Annotated in this window: 14 protein-coding genes and 2 tRNA genes; 10 read left to right on the forward strand and 6 right to left on the reverse strand. The window is 59.0% G+C overall.

What is annotated here, in order from left to right; translation table 11 throughout:
* Positions 1-73: 73 nt before the first annotated feature.
* Positions 74-3,958 carry an enterobactin synthase subunit F gene (locus H7K56_RS13590; RefSeq protein ID WP_249042771.1) on the reverse strand — a complete coding sequence of 1,295 codons (3,885 nt, stop codon included), beginning with the start codon at positions 3,956-3,958 and terminating at the stop codon, positions 74-76.
* Complete coding sequence (fes, locus tag H7K56_RS13595) at positions 3,951-5,225, reverse strand: enterochelin esterase (protein WP_182689027.1); 1,275 nt, start codon at positions 5,223-5,225, stop codon at positions 3,951-3,953. Before fes ends, H7K56_RS13590 begins: the two co-directional genes overlap by 8 nt.
* Positions 5,226-5,487: 262 nt before the next feature.
* On the opposite strand from fes, the gene H7K56_RS13600 reads away from it, so the two are divergent.
* Positions 5,488-7,764, forward strand: a complete 2,277-nt coding sequence (locus H7K56_RS13600) for a TonB-dependent siderophore receptor (RefSeq protein ID WP_150361179.1) — start codon at positions 5,488-5,490, stop codon at positions 7,762-7,764.
* 6 nt (positions 7,765-7,770) lie between these two features.
* Here the strand turns inward: H7K56_RS13600 and pmrB are convergent, their stop codons facing one another.
* The 3 genes from pmrB to dacB are packed head-to-tail and all read right to left on the reverse strand — an operon-like array spanning position 7,771 to position 10,924.
* Positions 7,771-8,832, reverse strand: a complete 1,062-nt coding sequence (pmrB, locus tag H7K56_RS13605; RefSeq protein ID WP_058759579.1) for a two-component system sensor histidine kinase PmrB — start codon at positions 8,830-8,832, stop codon at positions 7,771-7,773.
* Positions 8,829-9,491, reverse strand: coding sequence for a two-component system response regulator PmrA (gene pmrA / locus H7K56_RS13610; protein WP_021507711.1), 663 nt, complete (start codon positions 9,489-9,491; stop codon positions 8,829-8,831). The genes pmrB and pmrA overlap by 4 nt, the downstream gene beginning before the upstream one ends.
* The gene (dacB, locus tag H7K56_RS13615; protein ID WP_031279733.1) at positions 9,491-10,924 is read right to left on the reverse strand and encodes a serine-type D-Ala-D-Ala carboxypeptidase; all 1,434 of its coding nucleotides are present in this window, start codon (positions 10,922-10,924) and stop codon (positions 9,491-9,493) included. The genes pmrA and dacB overlap by 1 nt, the downstream gene beginning before the upstream one ends.
* A gap of 248 nt (positions 10,925-11,172) precedes the next feature.
* On the opposite strand from dacB, the gene greA reads away from it, so the two are divergent.
* Complete coding sequence (greA, locus tag H7K56_RS13620) at positions 11,173-11,649, forward strand: transcription elongation factor GreA (protein WP_021507709.1); 477 nt, start codon at positions 11,173-11,175, stop codon at positions 11,647-11,649.
* Between the two features lie 128 nt (positions 11,650-11,777).
* On the opposite strand, the gene yhbY is transcribed toward greA, so the two are convergent.
* Positions 11,778-12,071 carry a ribosome assembly RNA-binding protein YhbY gene (yhbY, locus tag H7K56_RS13625; RefSeq protein ID WP_010617345.1) on the reverse strand — a complete coding sequence of 98 codons (294 nt, stop codon included), beginning with the start codon at positions 12,069-12,071 and terminating at the stop codon, positions 11,778-11,780.
* Between the two features lie 126 nt (positions 12,072-12,197).
* Between yhbY and rlmE the strand changes: the two genes are divergently transcribed.
* From rlmE to rimP, 8 genes are all read left to right on the forward strand, one after another.
* Positions 12,198-12,827 carry a 23S rRNA (uridine(2552)-2'-O)-methyltransferase RlmE gene (gene rlmE, locus H7K56_RS13630; protein WP_021507708.1) on the forward strand — a complete coding sequence of 210 codons (630 nt, stop codon included), beginning with the start codon at positions 12,198-12,200 and terminating at the stop codon, positions 12,825-12,827.
* A 174-nt stretch (positions 12,828-13,001) separates the two neighbouring features.
* Complete coding sequence (ftsH, locus tag H7K56_RS13635; RefSeq protein WP_021507707.1) at positions 13,002-14,930, forward strand: ATP-dependent zinc metalloprotease FtsH; 1,929 nt, start codon at positions 13,002-13,004, stop codon at positions 14,928-14,930.
* A gap of 85 nt (positions 14,931-15,015) precedes the next feature.
* Entirely contained in the window at positions 15,016-15,849 is an 834-nt protein-coding gene (gene folP, locus H7K56_RS13640; RefSeq protein ID WP_150059187.1) for a dihydropteroate synthase, read from the forward strand.
* 4 nt (positions 15,850-15,853) lie between these two features.
* Positions 15,854-17,188, forward strand: a complete 1,335-nt coding sequence (gene glmM, locus H7K56_RS13645; protein ID WP_021507705.1) for a phosphoglucosamine mutase — start codon at positions 15,854-15,856, stop codon at positions 17,186-17,188.
* Positions 17,189-17,405: 217 nt separating this feature from the next.
* Positions 17,406-17,741 carry a preprotein translocase subunit SecG gene (secG, locus tag H7K56_RS13650; protein WP_010617340.1) on the forward strand — a complete coding sequence of 112 codons (336 nt, stop codon included), beginning with the start codon at positions 17,406-17,408 and terminating at the stop codon, positions 17,739-17,741.
* Between the two features lie 46 nt (positions 17,742-17,787).
* Positions 17,788-17,874, forward strand: a tRNA-Leu gene (locus H7K56_RS13655).
* 59 nt (positions 17,875-17,933) lie between these two features.
* Positions 17,934-18,010 (forward strand) — tRNA-Met (locus tag H7K56_RS13660).
* A 212-nt stretch (positions 18,011-18,222) separates the two neighbouring features.
* Positions 18,223-18,675 carry a ribosome maturation factor RimP gene (gene rimP / locus H7K56_RS13665; protein WP_031279732.1) on the forward strand — a complete coding sequence of 151 codons (453 nt, stop codon included), beginning with the start codon at positions 18,223-18,225 and terminating at the stop codon, positions 18,673-18,675.
* Positions 18,676-18,686: the final 11 nt, after the last annotated feature.

The following is an 18,686-nucleotide window of genomic DNA, read 5'->3' on the forward strand; positions in this document are numbered from 1 at the left end:
GCTGTTGTTTAAACGTCTTCTGCCATACGGTTCCCTCTCCCGTCGGGAGAGGGTTAGGGTGAGGGCAAAACCGCTACGTCAGCAACTGCTGCAACAGCGGCCCGATCTGCTCAAACATGCGAGGCGAGATAATCTCGACGTGGGCGCAATCCATCGGCCACACCGTCAGCTCACCGACATAGGGCGCCCAGGCGCGGCGCGCATCCTGGCCTGGCTGCTGCGTCTGTTCGGCGAGGAACAGCGTAGCGCGGCCGCCGAAGCGTGCGCTGCGCGCCGTGGCCAGCAGACGCACCGAGCTGGCGTAGTTGGCTTCGATGGTATCGAACATGGCCTGCATCTCTTCACCGGCCTGATGGCGCTGCGCGGCGATAAACTGTTCGCGCTCGCGATTCACCTCCTCCAGCACCGCCGGATCCAGCACATTCTCGCCGCGCTTCTCATCCCAGTTCTGCGTTTCCGGCGGCCAGGTGTCGAGCAGGCCAAGGAAGGCGACCTCTTCACCCGCCGCTTCCAGCCGGGCAGCAATGCCCTGCGCCAGCGTACCGCCCAGCGAGTAGCCGAGGAAATAGTATGGCCCGTGCGGTTGTACCTCGCGCAGCGTACGCAAATGCGCCTCACAGACCTCATCGAGGTGCGCGCTCTGGTTCAGCGGTCCCTGCGTGTCAGGCGACTGAATGCCGACCAGTGACCAGCGTGGGTCAAGATAACGCTGCAGCACGCTGAACTGCCAGGCGAAGCCGGACGCCGGGTGGAAGCAGAACAGCGTCGGTCCGCTGCCTTTACGCAGCGGCAGCACCGCTTCAAAGCCCGCCTGCTGATGGGATTGTCCATCGCTCAGCAGCGTCGCCAGTTTTTCAACCGTCGGGGCAATCATGATCTGCCCAACCGAGACCGGCAGCTGGAGCTCGCGGCGCAGCTGCGCGGCCAGGCGCATCGCCAGCAGCGAATGGCCACCGAGCGCAAAGAAATCATCCTGCGCACCGATCGTGTCACAGGCCAGCAGGCGGCAGAACGCTGCGGCCAGCGTGCTCTCTAAACCGGGCAGTGGCGCGCGCCCCTGGGGCTGCGCGGTGCTCTGCGGCAGCGGCAGCGCTTTGCGATCCAGTTTGCCGTTGCTGCTGAGCGGCAGCGCCTCCAGCTGGACGATGGCCACCGGCACCATGTGTGCCGGTAGCTGCTGTGCCAGCGCATGACGCAGCGCGTCGCCATCCACCGGCTGAGGCGACACCACGTAGCCCACCAGCTGACGCGCATCGCCCTGTGCCGCCGCACTGCCCAGCACCACCGCATGCGTCACCGCCTGCTCAATGCCGGGCTGGGCGCACAGCGCATGATCGATTTCGTTCAGCTCAATGCGCTGACCGCGGATCTTCAGCTGGTCATCGCTGCGCCCGAGATACTCCACCGCACCGTTGTCCAGCCAGCGCGCTACGTCGCCGGTCAGGTACATGCGCTCGCCAGCGGCGTACGGGTCGGCGATAAAGCGGCTGGCGGTCAGCTCCGGCCGGTTGAGATAGCCGTGCGCCAGCTGAATGCCGGTAAGATAGAGATCGCCGGCCACGCCCGGCGGCACCGGCTGCATTTGCGCATCAAGAATGCGCAGGCCGGTGTTCCACACCGGGAAACCGATCGGTACGCTCGGGCCATCGACAGCGGCGAGCGCCGCGCCATACGCCGGATACCAGCTGACATCAACGGCCGCTTCGGTCGGCCCATACAGATTGTGCAGCGGCACGCGGGTCAATGTTTCCCAGCTGCGCGACAGATCGGTGGGTAATGCTTCACCGCTGCAGAACACGTTGCGCAGGCTGGCGCAGCACGCTATCGCGGCCGGGTGGTCGAGCGCCGCGACAAAGGCCGCCAGCATCGAGGGTACGAAATGCGTGGTGGTGACTTTGTAGCGGGCAAACAGTTGCTGTAAGGCTTCCGGATCGCGGTGTGCATCCGGCGGTGCCATCACCAGCTGCGCGCCGACCAGCAGCGGCCAGAAGAACTCCCATACCGAGACATCAAAGCTGCTCGGCGTTTTCTGCAGCACCACATCATCCGCCTGCAGCGGATAACGATCCTGCATCCACAGCAGGCGATTAACGATCGCCTGATGGCCGACCAGCACGCCTTTCGGCCTGCCGGTAGAGCCGGAGGTATAGATGATGTACGCGCCATCCTGCGGCGTCGGCGCACTGGCCGGGGCCGGTGCATGTTCGGCATTGTACAGGGTATCAAAGTGCAGCTGACTGACCGGCGCGATGGCGCGGAAGCGGGCACTGAGCGCAGCAGCGGTAATCAGCGTTTTGGGCGCGGCGTCTTCCAGCATCAGCTGGAGCCGCTCGTCCGGATAGCCGGTATCCAGCGGCAGATAAGCGGCCCCGAGCGTCACAATCGCCTGCAGCGCCAGCGACAGCTGCACCGAACGCGGCAGCGCCACGGCGACGATATCACCCCGCTGCACGCCGGCCGCACTGAGATCGGCTGCCAGCGCGAATACCTGCTGCTGCATCTGGCGATAGTTCAGCTGGTGCTGCGCATCGGCCAGCGCCGGTGCGTCCGGGGTGCGCTGCGCCTGCTGCGCCAGCAGCGACGCCAGGGTTTCCGCTGGCAGCGGATGGGCAGTCTGATTGATGGCCGCAATCTGCTGCTGCTCCGCTGGCGTCAGCAGATCCAGCTCGCCCAGCGCGCGCTGCGGCTGCGCGGCCAGCTGGCTGAGCAGCAGAGCAAAGCGGCTGGCATGGCGCTGCAGCGTCTCGGCAGCATAGCGCTGCGCGTTCGCCAGCAGCTCCAGCGTCAGATCGCCGTGCTCGCTGAGGTAAATCGCGATTTCCAGATCGCGCACCGGGCCGGAGGCCAGCTGATGCGTAATGCCTTCAATGCCGGCGAAATCGAGCTGGTAGTCAAACATCTTCAGGTTGATCACCGGGCCATACAGCGGATCGCTATCGCCGAGGCGGCCGAGATCGCGCTGCACCTGTTCAGCATCGTAGCGCTGATGACGGCGCATTTTTTTCACTTCCGCGGCCAGCTGAGCGGCGAGATCGCCGAGCGTTTGTCCCGGCTGATAATGCACCGCCATCGGCAGCACGTTGATCACCGGACCGGTGGCGCACAGCGCGGCGGAGCCGATGCGGCGCATGAAGATGAAGCCGGCAGCAAAATCATTTTGCCCGCTGAGGCGAGCCAGCCACAGCGCTACCAGTGCAAAGGCCAGATCGGCGGCGCTGTGCTGTGGATGCTGGCTGGTCAGCGTCTGGAAGCGGTGACGATCCAGCGTAACGCTGTGGCGCAGCAGATCGGTGCTGGCGCTCTGACCGGCCAGCGGCAGTGGCGACAGCGAGGCGGGCGCGGGCAGGGCGCGCCCTTTTTCGCGCCAGAATTCGCCGTCACGGGTGTAAGACGCCGATTGCTGATAGCGCTGATATTCGTCAACCACAGCGCTGAACGGAATAAACGGTGTTGGCTCAGGCGGCTGCTGCTGTACGGCGGCGCTGTACAGATTGGCGATGCGGCGCGTCAGCGCGGTAAAGCTAAAGCCATCCACCACCAGATGGTGATAGCGCTGATACCAGAACCAGTGATGTTCGCCGAGGCGGAACAGACGATGGTGCCACAGCGGGGCGCCACTCAGCACACGCAGGTCACCCTGCATATCGGCACGCATCAGGGCGCGCGCGGCGGCAGCGGCATCCGCTTCGCCGCGCAGATCAACGATGTCTGGCAGGCTGAAGGTCTGCGACTGCGGCCACTGCAGCGGCTCGCCGTCGATTTCGCCGAACGCCATATTCAGGGTATCGGCTTCCTGCATGCCGTCGACGATGGCCTGCGCCAGCAGCGCGCTGTTGATGTCGCCGCGCAGTTCGACAAAGTGCGCGACCGCGTAAGCGTTGTGATGGCGGCTGAGCTGGTCGGCGATCCAGATGCCTGGCTGCGCCGCCACCAGCGGCAGAGTTTGTTGGTCAATCATAGTGTCGTTCATCAGAGAATTTACTGTCGCTCCGGTTCACGTCTGGCGTGATGAATGAATTTGGATTGCGCCACAAAGCTTGCAGACCGTCGAGCAGGCCACCGCGCCAGCACAGCGCGTCATGGCCGCCCTCTACCGGCTGGTAATGCACCTGATAGCCGGCAGCGGTAAGTTGTTGTTGTAATTGTTGATTGGCTTGCAGAATCAGGCCTTCACGCTGGCCTGCTTCCAGCCAGAAACGCAGCGGCTGGCGAGGTGCCAGGCCATGGTCCAGCGCCTGCAGCAGCCAGCCATGCGGGTTACCACGCTCCGGCCACCAGAAGGAGCCGGACAGGCTGAGCGCATTACCAAAGGTGTGGGGAAAGTGCAGCGCGGCAAACACCGCGGCCAGACCGCCGAAGCTTTGTCCGGCAACCAGCGTGTGCGCCGGCTGCGCATCGTACGGCATCCAGCGTGCCACCTGCGGCAACAGCTCCTGCTGCACCGCCTGCCAGAATTGCGGATTGCATGGCAGCTCGCGGCTGCGGTGTTCGCGATCGATGATGTCGATAAACAGGTAGACCGCCGGCGGCAGCTTGCCCGCGGCGGTCAGCTGCTGCAGCGGGCCGGCGATCGGCATCTGCTGCGCCCAGAACTGACCATCGAGCAGTATCGCCAGCGGACGCGGGCCGTGCTGCGCCTCGCCTGTGGCGTACAGCCACACCCGGCGACGATTGCCGAGCAGCGCGCTGTCCCACTGCTGCACCTGCAGCGTCAGCGCCGGGGCGCGGCCCTCATCCACCGCACGCCACACCTGCTGGTCGGGCGCGTCAGGCAGGTGCAGCGGTGACACGCCCATGCCGCGTCCGCCGGACCAGCTGCGCAGCGGATTGAGCGCATCGGCCTGCGCGGCAGGGAATTTTTCGCGCCACCAGTGGCGCAGCGCATGCATGTCAGGCTCGCCGCTGAAATCGCTGGCCTGCCGATCCGGCATCAGGCAGTAGCTGCCGCGCCAGTGTGACGGCAGCACGGTTTGCCAGTACCAGACATCGCTACTGGCGACGCGCATCAGCGATTGCGGCGGGCGCCGCTGATGGTGATCGGTCACGCCGGTGATGTTGATCCACACGCGCTGGGTGTGGGAGGTGGTTTCACTGCCTTGCGGATCGCGCCAGAAGAAGGTCACCAGACAGGAGCCATCCTGCTGCGGCTCAATGCGCGGAATGCCCTGAGTCTGTTGCTCCTGCCACCAGGCTTCGCTACCAATTCCATCATTTCGCCAGGTCATAGGGGCTGCCAGTCGCCGTCTGTACGGGGAGGTTTACATAGGATTGATAAATAATACTATTGATAATTATTTGCATTTGCAATAGGGTGACTGCGCTCAAAATGAGCACGCACGTTCCGTCTGGCACCCGGTAAGTCATGGGATTCAGCAAAGGATGGCCCTGCCAGGTGTGAACGGCTGCGCGATAAAGACAGGGATCTTCTCACCGGCTCGCCAGTCACTCCGCTGTGGCGCAGAACTGGCCTTCCAGGAATGAAAAAAAATGAAGCATTACTCGCGGTTAACCTTCGCTATTTTGATCGAACTGGGGCTCAGCGCCTCACTGCTTTCCGGCAGCGCCTGGGCAGCAGAGACTTCCAGCAAGACGACTTCCAGCAACGCCTCTTCTCCCGACGCCAGCGCAATGGACGGTGGCACCTTAATGGTGACGGCCCAGCAGCAGACGCTGCAGGCACCGGGGGTTTCCACCATCACCGCCGATGAGATCAAAAAGCATCCGCCGGCGCGCGATGTTTCAGAAATTATCCGTACCATGCCAGGCGTCAACCTGACCGGCAACTCGACCAGCGGCCAGCGCGGCAACAACCGGCAGATCGATATTCGCGGCATGGGACCGGAAAACACGCTGATTATGGTGGACGGCATGCCGATCACCAGCCGTAACTCAGTGCGTCTCGGCTGGCGCGGCGAACGCGACACGCGTGGCGATACCAACTGGGTGCCACCGGAAATGATCGATCACATCGACGTGATTCGCGGGCCGGCCGCGGTGCGCTACGGTAACGGTGCGGCGGGCGGGGTGGTGAATATCATCACTAAAAAGTACAGCGATCAGCAGTGGCACGGTTCGTGGAACACCTACTTCAACGCGCCGGAACACAAATCGGAAGGGGCGACCAAACGCACCAACTTCAGCCTCGAAGGGCCGCTGGGCGACGACTTCAACTTCCGGCTGTATGGCGGTTTAGCCAAAACCCAGGCTGACGCTTACGACATCAATGAAGGGCACGCGGCAGCGCGCACCGGCAGCTATGCCGGCAGCTACCCGGCAGGCCGCGAAGGCTCGGTAAACAAAGACATCAATGCGTTGCTGAGCTGGGCGTTTGCCCCCATGCAGACGCTGGAGCTGCAGGCCGGTTACAGTCGTCAGGGCAACCTGTACGCGGGCGATACGCAGAACACCAACACTAACGCGCTGGTGAAGAGCCTGTACGGCGATGAAACCAACCGTCTGTATCGCCAGAATATTTCACTGAAATGGACCGGCGCGTGGGACAACGGCATCAGCACCAGCAACTGGGCGCGCTACGAGAAAACCCGCAATACGCGCATTAATGAAGGTCTGGCGGGCGGCACGGAAGGGATCTTCTCCAACAGCGGGTTCAATACCATCCAGCTGGACGATGTGCTGCTGCACAGTGAAATCAGCCTGCCGTTTGAGCTGGGCGTCAATCAGACCGCAACGCTGGGCACCGAATGGAACCAGCAGCGCATGAAAGATCCTTCGTCGACCACCCAGGCTGCCAGCAACGGCGCTGTTCCAGGCATCGCCAGCACCGGCCGCAGTCCTTATGCCCAGGCGGAGATTTTCTCCCTGTTTGCCGAAGACAACATGGAGCTGACCGACAGCACCATGCTGACGCCGGCGCTGCGCTTCGATCATCACTCCATCGTTGGCAACAACTGGAGCCCGTCGCTTAACCTGTCACAGGGGCTGGGCGATGACTTCACTCTGAAGATGGGGATTGGCCGGGCCTACAAAGCGCCGAGTCTGTACCAGACGAACCCGAACTACCTGCTGTACAGCAACGGCCAGGGCTGTGCCGCCAGCACCGGCGCCTGCTATTTGCAGGGTAATCCGGATCTGAAAGCGGAAAACAGCATCAATAAAGAAGTTGGGCTGGAGTGGAAGCATGAAGGTTATCAGGCCGGTCTGACCTGGTTCCGTAACGACTACCGCAACAAGATTGAAGCTGGCTATGCGCCTTCAGGTAAAGCCTCTAACGGCACCACGGATATCTATCGCTGGGAGAACGTACCGAAAGCGGTGGTGGAAGGGCTGGAAGGTACGGTCATTGTTCCTTTCTCTGACAGCGTGATGTGGAATAACAACTTCACCTACATGCTGCAGAGCAAGAACAAGGAGACCGGCGATCGTCTGTCGATCATTCCGGAGTATACGCTGAACTCGACGCTGAGCTGGCAGGCAACGCAGGATCTGTCGCTGCAAATCACCCTGACGTGGTACGGCACCCAGACGCCGAAGAAGTACGACTACAAAGGACAACCGGTGACCGGCAGCGCCACCGACAAAGTGAGCCCGTACTCGCTTGTCGGCCTGAGCGGTACTTACGATATCAATAAGTACGCCAGTGTGACGCTGGGCATTGATAACCTGTTCGATAAGCGCCACTTCCGTGAGGGCAATGCGCAAACCACCGGTAACGCCACCACCGGCGCTTATCTCTACGGTGCCGGTGCCAATACCTATAACGAATCAGGCCGTACTTACTATATGAGCCTCAACACCCACTTCTGATGGCGTTCAGCCAATCAGTTGCGTTGGCAAACAGCAGCGGGCGACCAGTCCGCTGCTGTCTTCGCGGTTGACCAGTTCCAGCCTGCCGCGATGCATCTGCACAATACGCAGCACAATGTTCAGGCCCAGGCCGCTGCCGCCATAGCGTTGATCGCGCCGCCGGAACGCCTGCGTCAGCTCTTCTGCCGCATCGGCATCAATACCCGGCCCCTGATCCGACACTTCAACCCAGACCTGCTGTTGCACCTGACGCAGCTTCACCTGCACGCTGCTGCCTTCCGGACTGTAGCGCGACGCGTTCTCCAGCAAATTGCGCAGCATCAGGCGCAGCAGCACCGCTTCACCCTGCTGTGGCACATCGTCGCCGTCTGGCCAGTGCAGCGTCTGCTGACGCTGAGCATACAGTTCAGCCATCTCCGGCATTAGCGGCTGCATGATGTCACGCTGCCACTGCAGCTGCTGATAGTGGCCGCCCGCCAGCGCCTGACCGGCGCGCGACAGCATCAGCAGCTGTTCGACGGTGTGCATCAGCTGGTCGATACGCTCAATCAGCATGGCGCTTTGCGGCACCTGCTGCTGATGCAGAAGCTCGAGATGCAGGCGCAGCCCGGCCAGCGGCGTACGCAGCTCGTGCGCGGCGTCGGCGGTGAATAATCGTTCCTGCTGCAAAGTGTGGTCGAGACGCGAAAACAGCTGATTGATGGAGGAGGTGACCGCAACGATCTCATCCATCTCGGAGTAAATCGGCAGCGGCGTCAGGTTGTCGGCAGAGCGGTGGGCAAGGCTGTCCTGTAGCGATTTGAGCGGACGGATAATCCAGTTGATGGCCCAGAACGACAGCAGTAGCGTCAGGCTTACCATCACCAGCGAAGGCAGCAACAGCGAAGCGATGGCCTCACGGATCTCATTCTCCACGCGATCGTTACGCGCCTGGGCCGACAGGGTTTCGTTGACGAGGAAACTGATCTGTTCGCGGCTTTCGTGCCACAGCCAGATGGCGCTCATCACCTGGCAGGTGAGGAGAATCAGCGCCAGCATGATCAGTAACCGCTGACGCATGCTGTTCATTCGCGCAGTTCCAGCCGGTAGCCAACGCCGCGCACGGTTTTGATGCGATCTTTCCCCAGCTTACGGCGCAGATTATGAATGTGAACTTCTAAAGTGTTGGAGCCGGGATCGTCGTTCCAGCTGTAGAGATCCTGCTGCAGCGTTTCGCGATGCACATTCTGCCCCACGCGCATCAGCAGGCGGGTGAGCAGGGCGAACTCTTTGGGGGTGATCTCCAGCGGCAGATTCTCCAGCAGCACCTGCTGCGAGCTGAGATTGAGCGTCAAATCACCCTGCTGCAGCAGGTTGTCGCTGTGCCCCTGATAGCGGCGGATCAGCGCGCGCACCCGCGCCTGCAGTTCTGCCAGCGCAAACGGCTTGACCAGGTAATCGTCGGCACCGGCGTCCAGCCCGTCGACGCGATCCTCCAGCGCATCGCGCGCGGTCAGGATCAGCACCGGCACCGCGATGCCGTCGCGCCGCCACTGGCGCAGCAGCGTGGCGCCATCGCGATCCGGCAGGCCGAGATCCAGCACGATCAGGCTGTACTGGCTGCTGCGCAGCAGGGCGTTGCTTTCCGCCGCGCTGCCAGCGCAATCCACGGCGTAGCCCTCGCTGCTCAGCGCCTGCGCCAGCCCCGATTGTAATAACGCATCATCTTCAACGATCAACAGTTTCATTAGTTGTTCTTGTTAATGTCGGTATAGAGGCGGCTCTCAAAGCGCACCAGCGGAATCCGCCGCGTTTTCTGGTCTTCCGGCGGTACCGCATAGCCAGAGAGGAACTGGACAAAGGCCACGCGCGCACCGCTCGACGTGGTGATGAACCCAGCCAGATTATAGACGCCCTGCAGCGAACCGGTTTTTGCCGACACTTTGCCATCCAGCCCCGCTTCGTGCAGACCGCCGCGATACTGCAGCGTGCCGTCATAACCCGCCAGCGGCAGCATCGAAATATAATTCAGCGTGGCGTCATTTTTGGCGATGAACTGCAGCACCTGCATCATGGTATCAGGCGCGATCAGGTCATGACGCGACAGGCCGGAGCCATCCACCTGAATGCTGTTGCCGAGGTCAACGCCAGCTTTTTCGCGCAGCACACGCCTGACCGCATCCGAACCGGCGCGGAAAGTACCCGGCACGTTAAAGTAGTGATGGCCGATGGTGCGGAACACAGTATCAGCGATCATGTTGTCTGACTTTTTCAGCATGGTGTGCAGCAGGTTGTGCAGCGGTGCGGACTGCGTCGAGGCCAGCACCGTACCCGGTGACGTCACCTGCGTCTGGCGCACTAAATGGCCGCTGTAATCAATATCGGCGTCGCGCAGCTGCGCTTTAAGGATCTCGCCGGCCCACGCGGCGCCATCCTGCACGGCAAACGCCAGGGGCAGTGGTTCCGCACGCTGGCGCATACAGCCGGTCAGCGTGTAGCGATTAAGCTCGCCGGGCACCACGTCGAGCTCGCAATACTGCCCGTCACCGCTGTTGCGTCCGATCGTGCGCACCTGACTGAACATGTGCGCCGGATAGTAAGAGGCGATGCGCACAAAGGCGTTTTCGCCGGGCGTATTGGCACTGTAGAGCGAAACCGAGAAGCAGTTTTTATCAACAATCGCCGCACCTGGCGGGGCGCTGAAGCACTGTGTCAGATCGTTCCACGGCCAGCCTGGCGCCATATCGTGACTGGCGAACACCGAGGTGTCGATCACCAGATTGCCTTTGATATGGTTGATGCCCTGCTTTTTCAGCGCCGCCACCATATTGCGCAGATCCTGGCGGCTGAGCGTCGGATCGCCGGCAAAGCGCGCCACCAGGTCGCCATTTAAGGTGCCATCGCTGACCGCGCCTTTGGTCTCCAGCGTGGTCTGAAAACGGAAGTCCGGGCCCAGCTCCAGCAGTGCCGCCAGCGCGGTGATCACTTTCATGGTACTGGCCGGCAACGCCATCTGTTTGCCGTGATAGTCGATTATCGGGGTGGATGCGCCCACTTTTTGTACCATCAGCGCCAGGTTTGCGCCGTCTGGCAAATACTGCATGTATTCTTCAACGGGTGCTGCTTGTGCCTGCAGCATAAACGCACAGGTTAATCCGGTAACAAGTCGTGAAAATCGCATAATCTCGCGGTAACTGACGGGTGAAGGCGTCAATACTATGTCCCCGGACGGTGCAAAGTAAACAATGACCCACAGGGAACTCTGGGGTAAAATACGTATCAAAATGCAAAACCGATACCTGACCCGGAAAGCTTTCCGGGTCAGGATTCTTTTGCTTGTGAAAAGAGGTTACGCGCCGCAGAAGCCGATCTTCTGCTGTCACCGGTCAGGATGACGCCGTTAACCAGGATAGATGACGAGGAGCCAAAATGAATCAGATTCCGATGACGTTGAAAGGCGCTGAGAAGCTGCGTGAAGAGCTGAACGAACTGAAAACCGTTAAGCGTCCGCGCATCATCGCCTCTATCGCCGAAGCCCGTGAGCACGGCGATCTGAAAGAGAATGCCGAATACCACGCTGCGCGCGAAGAACAGGGGTTCTGCGAAGGGCGTATTCAGGAGATCGAAGCCAAGCTCTCCAATGCACAGGTGATTGACGTGACCGCCATGCCGAAAACCGGCCGCGTGATTTTTGGCGCCACCGTCACCGTGCTGAATGTCGATACCGATGAAGAGTTTACTTACCGGATTGTCGGTGACGACGAAGCGGACTTTAAACAGAACCTGATTTCCGTGAATTCGCCGATGGCGCGCGGTCTGGTGGGCAAAGAGGCCGATGACGTGGCTATTGTCAAAACCCCAGGCGGCGACGTGGAATATGAAGTACTGAAAGTGGAATACATCTAAGATATTGCTACGCTTTGAAATGCGCAGCTGCATATTGTAAAGAAAGGAAAAAGGCCGCGTTGCGGCCTTTTATCCCATGCAGGAGCATGGCACTTTCTCTGCCCGTCGGACGAGCCGTAACGGTACGCTTAACGTGGCAGAGTAATTTTGCGCTCTTTGGCAGGGCGATACAGCACCAGCACGTTGCCGATGACCTGAACGTTGTTTGCCTTAGTTTCACGCACGATAGCGTCCACGATCAGCTGCTTGGTTTCACGATCTTCCGAGGCAATTTTTACCTTGATCAATTCGTGATGTTCGAGCGCCTGTTCGATCTCGGCGAGCACGCCTTCAGTCAGGCCATTACCGCCCAGCATGACCACTGGCTTCAGTGGATGGGCAAGGCCTTTCAGGTGCTGTTTTTGTTTGGTACTCAGATTCATCGTATTTTTTGCTTACTCAGGGATTGAAAACGGTTCATTCTACCGCCATCTCGGGTATATCGCCAAATCAACGCGACCTATTGCGTGCTGATTTATCGCTACGATGACGATTTAACTGGAAATATTATGACGGGTAAAAAGCGTTCGGCCAGTTCCAGTCGCTGGCTTCAGGAACACTTTAGCGATAAATATGTGCAACAGGCACAGAAAAAAGGGTTGCGCTCGCGCGCCTGGTTTAAACTGGATGAAATTCAGCAGGGTGACAAGCTGTTCAAACCCGGTATGACCGTAGTTGACCTTGGCGCTGCGCCCGGCGGCTGGTCGCAATATGTGGTACAACAGATTGGTTCGGGTGGCCGTATTATTGCCTGCGATCTGCTGCCGATGGATCCCATCGTTGGCGTTGACTTCCTGCAGGGCGATTTTCGCGACGAAGCGGTGTTGAAAGCGTTACTGGAGCGCGTGGGCGACCAGAAAGTGCAGGTGGTGATGTCGGACATGGCGCCGAACATGAGCGGTACGCCTGCGGTCGATATCCCGCGTTCCATGTATTTAGTTGAACTGGCGTTAGAAATGTGTCGGGATGTACTGGCACCTGGCGGCAGTTTTGTAGTGAAAGTGTTTCAGGGAGATGGCTTCGATGAATACCTGCGGGAAATTCGCTCCCTGTTTACGAAAGTGAAAATTCGTAAGCCGGACGCTTCGCGATCACGTTCGCGCGAAGTGTACATTGTGGCGACAGGGCGCAAACTGTAGCCCTCCATACCGGAATCAAAGCAAGGCGAAACGGCGTTTATTCTGATGCGTAATTCTGAGTTTCAGGCTAAACAGGCAAAATCATCAGCGCCGCGATTCCAGGTATGAAGGATATATAGTACCCTACGCTGTCTGTTAACACCGTTGTAATATGAGGTTAATCCCTTGAGTGACATGGCGAAAAACCTGATTCTCTGGTTAGTCATCGCGGTCGTGCTGATGTCAGTATTCCAGAGCTTTGGGCCCAGCGAGTCGAATGGCCGTAGGGTTGATTATTCAACCTTCCTGTCGGAAGTGAACCAGGATCAGGTCCGCGAGGCACGTATTAACGGGCGTGAGATCAACGTAACCAAAAAAGACAGTAATAAATACACGACCTACATTCCTGTCAACGATCCCAAGTTACTCGATAACCTGTTGACCAAAAACGTCAAAGTTGTGGGTGAACCACCAGAAGAGCCGAGCCTGCTGGCTTCCATCTTCATATCCTGGTTCCCGATGCTGCTACTGATTGGCGTGTGGATCTTCTTTATGCGGCAGATGCAGGGCGGCGGCGGCAAGGGCGCGATGTCCTTCGGCAAGAGCAAAGCCCGTATGCTGACCGAAGACCAGATCAAAACCACCTTTGCTGACGTTGCGGGTTGCGACGAAGCAAAAGAAGAGGTGGGTGAGCTGGTGGAATACCTGCGTGAGCCGAGCCGCTTCCAGAAGCTGGGCGGTAAAATCCCGAAAGGCGTACTGATGGTGGGTCCTCCGGGTACCGGTAAAACGCTGCTGGCGAAAGCGATCGCCGGCGAAGCGAAAGTACCGTTCTTCACGATTTCCGGTTCTGACTTCGTAGAAATGTTCGTCGGTGTCGGTGCATCACGTGTGCGCGACATGTTCGAGCAGGCGAAGAAAGCGGCACCGTGCATCATCTTTATTGATGAGATCGATGCGGTGGGTCGTCAGCGTGGCGCCGGTTTAGGCGGTGGTCACGACGAACGTGAGCAGACGCTGAACCAGATGCTGGTTGAGATGGATGGCTTCGAAGGCAATGAAGGCATCATCGTTATCGCCGCGACTAACCGTCCGGACGTACTGGACCCGGCGCTGCTGCGTCCAGGCCGTTTTGACCGCCAGGTGGTGGTAGGTCTGCCAGACGTGCGCGGCCGTGAACAGATTCTGAAAGTGCATATGCGTCGCGTGCCGCTGGCAACCGACATTGATGCCGCGATTATCGCACGTGGTACGCCGGGCTTCTCCGGTGCGGATCTGGCGAACCTGGTCAACGAAGCGGCGCTGTTCGCTGCGCGTGGCAACAAGCGCGTGGTGTCGATGGTCGAGTTCGAGAAAGCGAAAGACAAAATCATGATGGGTGCGGAACGTCGCTCCATGGTGATGACGGAAGCGCAGAAAGAATCCACCGCGTATCACGAAGCGGGCCATGCGATTATTGGTCGCCTGGTGCCGGAACACGATCCGGTGCATAAAGTGACGATTATCCCGCGCGGCCGTGCGCTGGGTGTGACCTTCTTCCTGCCTGAAGGCGACGCGATCAGCGCCAGCCGTCAGAAGCTGGAGAGCCAGATTTCAACGCTGTACGGCGGTCGTCTGGCAGAAGAGATCATCTACGGGGCGGAACACGTTTCTACCGGTGCTTCAAACGACATCAAAGTGGCGACCAACCTGGCGCGCAACATGGTGACGCAGTGGGGCTTCTCGGAAAAACTCGGTCCGCTGCTGTATGCGGAAGAGGACGGTGAAGTGTTCCTCGGCCGTTCAGTGGCGAAAGCCAAACACATGTCGGACGAAACGGCACGCATCATCGACCAGGAAGTTAAACACCTGATCGACAGCAACTACCAGCGTGCACGCCGTATTCTGGGTGAGAACATGGACATCCTTCACGCGATGAAAGACGCGCTGATGAAGTATGAAACCATCGACGCACCGCAGATCGACGACCTGATGGCGCGCCGCGAAGTGCGTCCGCCAGCAGGCTGGGAAGATCCAGGCAGCAACAACTCTGACAGCAACGGTACGCCAAAGGCGCCACGTCCGGTTGATGAACCGCGTACGCCAAACCCAGGCAACACCATGTCAGAACAGTTCGACAAGTAACAGGCCTGTTCCTAAGCAAAAACCCCGGCTGGTCCGGGGTTTTTTACATTCCACAATCCAGTGATCCCTCAGGGAGATTTTCGCCATGAAGTTGTACGCCCGTGATACCCATCTCGATCTGTCGTTTCCCCATGTGATGGGAATTTTAAATGTCACGCCGGACTCCTTTTCTGATGGCGGAACGCACAACACGTTGGTCGACGCGCTCACGCACACCAACGAGATGGTGAATGCCGGTGCCACGATTATCGATGTGGGCGGCGAATCAACCCGTCCCGGTGCCGATGAAGTCTCGGTGGAAGAGGAACTGGCGCGGGTGATTCCGGTGGTGGAAGCCATTGCGCAGCGCTTTGAAGTGTGGATTTCAGTTGATACGTCAAAAGCAGAAGTGATCCGCGAAGCCGCGCGAGTGGGCGCTCACATCATTAACGATATCCGCTCGCTGTCCGAGCCCGGTGCGTTACAGGCCGCCGCAGATAGCGGTTTGCCGGTATGCCTGATGCACATGCAGGGCGAACCGCGCACCATGCAGCAGGCACCGGAATATCAGCATATCGTAAGCGAAGTGGACGCTTACTTCGCTGCGCAGATTGCGCGCTGTGAAGCGGCCGGCATTAAAAAAGAGCGTCTGCTGCTCGACCCGGGCTTCGGTTTCGGTAAGAATCTCAGCCACAATTATGAGCTGCTGGCGCATCTCAGTGATTTTCACCATCATGGTCTGCCACTGCTGGTGGGCATGTCGCGTAAGTCGATGATTGGCCAGCTGTTAAACGTCGGCCCGGCACAGCGTCTGACCGGCAGCCTGAGCTGCGCGGTGATCGCCGCCATGCAGGGCGCGCAGATTATTCGCGTGCATGACGTTAAAGAAACTGTCGAAGCGATGCGCATCGTCGAGGCGACACGGAGAGCAAAAGGATAAAGGCATGAGCGATCGTAAATATTTCGGTACTGATGGGATTCGCGGCAAAGTGGGTGAAGCGCCCATTACCCCGGACTTTGTGTTGAAGCTGGGTTTTGCTGCCGGCAAAGTGCTGGCCCGTTCCGGCTCGCGCAAAGTATTGATTGGTAAAGATACACGGATTTCCGGCTACATGCTGGAATCGGCGCTGGAAGCCGGTCTGGCGGCTGCCGGGTTGTCTGCCGCTTTCACCGGCCCGATGCCCACGCCGGCCATTGCCTACCTGACGCGCACCTTCCGCGCCGAGGCGGGCATCGTGATCTCCGCGTCGCATAACCCGTTTGACGACAACGGCATCAAATTCTTCTCAGCCGAAGGCACCAAACTGCCGGACGACGTAGAAGCCGCCATTGAGCTGGAGCTGGAGAAGCCGCTGACCTGCGTCGAGTCCGCTGAGCTCGGCCGTGCCAGCCGCATCGTCGATGCCGCCGGGCGTTACATTGAGTTCTGCAAAGGCACTTTTCCCAGCGAGTTGAGCCTGAACGGGCTGAAGATCGTGGTGGACTGCGCCAACGGCGCGACCTATCACATTGCGCCGAATGTGCTGCGTGAACTGGGTGCGAAGGTAATTGCGATTGGCGTGCAGCCGGACGGCATGAACATCAACAAAGAGTGCGGCGCTACCGATTTGCGTCAGCTGCAGCAGCGCGTGCTGGATGAAAAAGCCGATCTCGGCCTGGCCTATGACGGCGACGGCGACCGCATCATGATGGTGGATCACCTTGGACAGAAGGTGGATGGCGACCAGATTCTCTACATCATTGCGCGTGAAGCGCTGCGTCAGGGCCAGCTGCGTGGCGGCGTGGTCGGCACGCTGATGAGCAACATGGGACTGGAGCTGGCGCTGAAACAGCTGGGGATTCCGTTTACCCGCGCCAAAGTGGGCGACCGTTATGTGCTGGAAAAAATGCAGGAGAAGGGCTGGCGCATGGGCGCGGAGAACTCCGGCCACGTGATCCTGCTGGATAAAATCAGCACCGGTGACGGCATCGTAGCAAGTTTGCAAGTACTTACTGCGATTGTGCGTAACCACATGAGTCTGCACGATCTGTGCAGCGGCATGAAGATGCTGCCACAAGTGCTGGTGAATGTACGTTTCAGCGGCAGCCACGATCCGCTGGAGAGCGACAGCGTCAAAGCGGCTGCCGCAGAGGTGGAAAAAACGCTGGCCGGGCGCGGGCGCGTGCTGTTGCGTAAATCCGGCACCGAGCCGCTGATTCGCGTGATGGTGGAAGGCGAGGATGAGGCGCAGGTGACCGAGCTGGCGCACAAAATTGCCGATGCGGTAAAAGCGGTTTAACCGCGTTACGGGCGGTCAGTTTGCTGCTTTCCGCCTGTAAAATCACCGGGATGGCGCTTTTTTCCGCAATCGCAAAACTTCGTGTAAATTGCGCTTGCAGAGGTATGCGCCTTTGGTTAGTATTCACACCCGCTTCTGATGGGTGATGACGAGACTCCCCGTCAATATTGGTTGAAGCTTTAACTGTGCGGATAACGCGCAAGGAAACAGGTTGATTATGTACGAAGCTCTGTTGGTTGTTTTCCTTATTGTAGCGATTGGCCTCGTTGGTCTGATCATGCTGCAGCAAGGCAAAGGCGCTGATATGGGAGCCTCATTCGGTGCAGGCGCTTCTGGTACGCTGTTCGGTTCAACCGGGTCTGGTAACTTCATGACTCGCATGACCGCAGTACTGGCTACGCTGTTCTTCATTATCAGTCTGATTCTGGGCAACCTGAACAGTAACAAGACTTCCAAAGGAAGCGAGTGGGAAAACCTCAGCGCGCCGGCTCAGTCTCAACAGCAGACTCAGCCAGCTAAACCGGCCACGCCGGGCAATGATATCCCGCAGTAAGATCGTCAGCGCTAAAGCGACATCGTATCGTCGCAGTCAGTGAAGTGCCGAGGTGGTGGAATTGGTAGACACGCTACCTTGAGGTGGTAGTGCCCGATTGGGCTTACGGGTTCAAGTCCCGTCCTCGGTACCAAATCTCAGTATAACTTGCATTTTTCGCAAGATCGGCGTAATATTCGCCACGTTTTCGGACGCGGGGTGGAGCAGCCTGGTAGCTCGTCGGGCTCATAACCCGAAGGTCGTCGGTTCAAATCCGGCCCCCGCAACCACTTTCCCTTAGAGTTCTTTTTCAAATATACTGTATGCATCGACGGACGCATCCGCAGTCAGTTTTGAAAAAAATTCTGCTGGAAGGTGTGCCGAAGCCGCATCGCGGCATACAGGGTCCAGTCACAAAAAGCCCCGAATTTTCGGGGTTTTTTGTTATCAGGAAATCGTAACACTGGGCTTTAGGCCCTTTTTTTATGTCTTGGGGGTGGGCTTGTCCACATTAGAGCAAAAGTTGACAGAGTTGATCTCTGCTCCGGTAGAAGCGCTTGGCTACGAATTGGTCGGTATTGAGTTCATTCGTGGTCGCACATCAACCTTGCGCATCTATATTGATAGTGAAGAGGGTATCAATGTTGATGATTGCGCCGATGTTAGCCACCAGGTCAGCGCTGTAATGGATGTGGAAGATCCTATTACGGTGGCTTACAACCTTGAAGTTTCCTCACCGGGTCTCGATCGCCCTCTGTTCACCGCGGAGCACTATGCGCGTTTCGCTGGCGAAGAGGTGAGCCTGGTACTGCGTATGGCCGTGCAGAACCGCCGTAAATGGCAGGGCATCATCAAGTCTGTCGAAGGCGAGATGATCACGGTAACCGTTGAGGGTAACGATGAAGTGTTCGCGCTGAGCAACATTCAGAAAGCGAACCTGGTCCCCCACTTTTAAAAGTCCGGATT

It is taken from the genome of Pantoea dispersa (assembly GCF_014155765.1).
Classification (GTDB): domain Bacteria; phylum Pseudomonadota; class Gammaproteobacteria; order Enterobacterales; family Enterobacteriaceae; genus Pantoea; species Pantoea dispersa.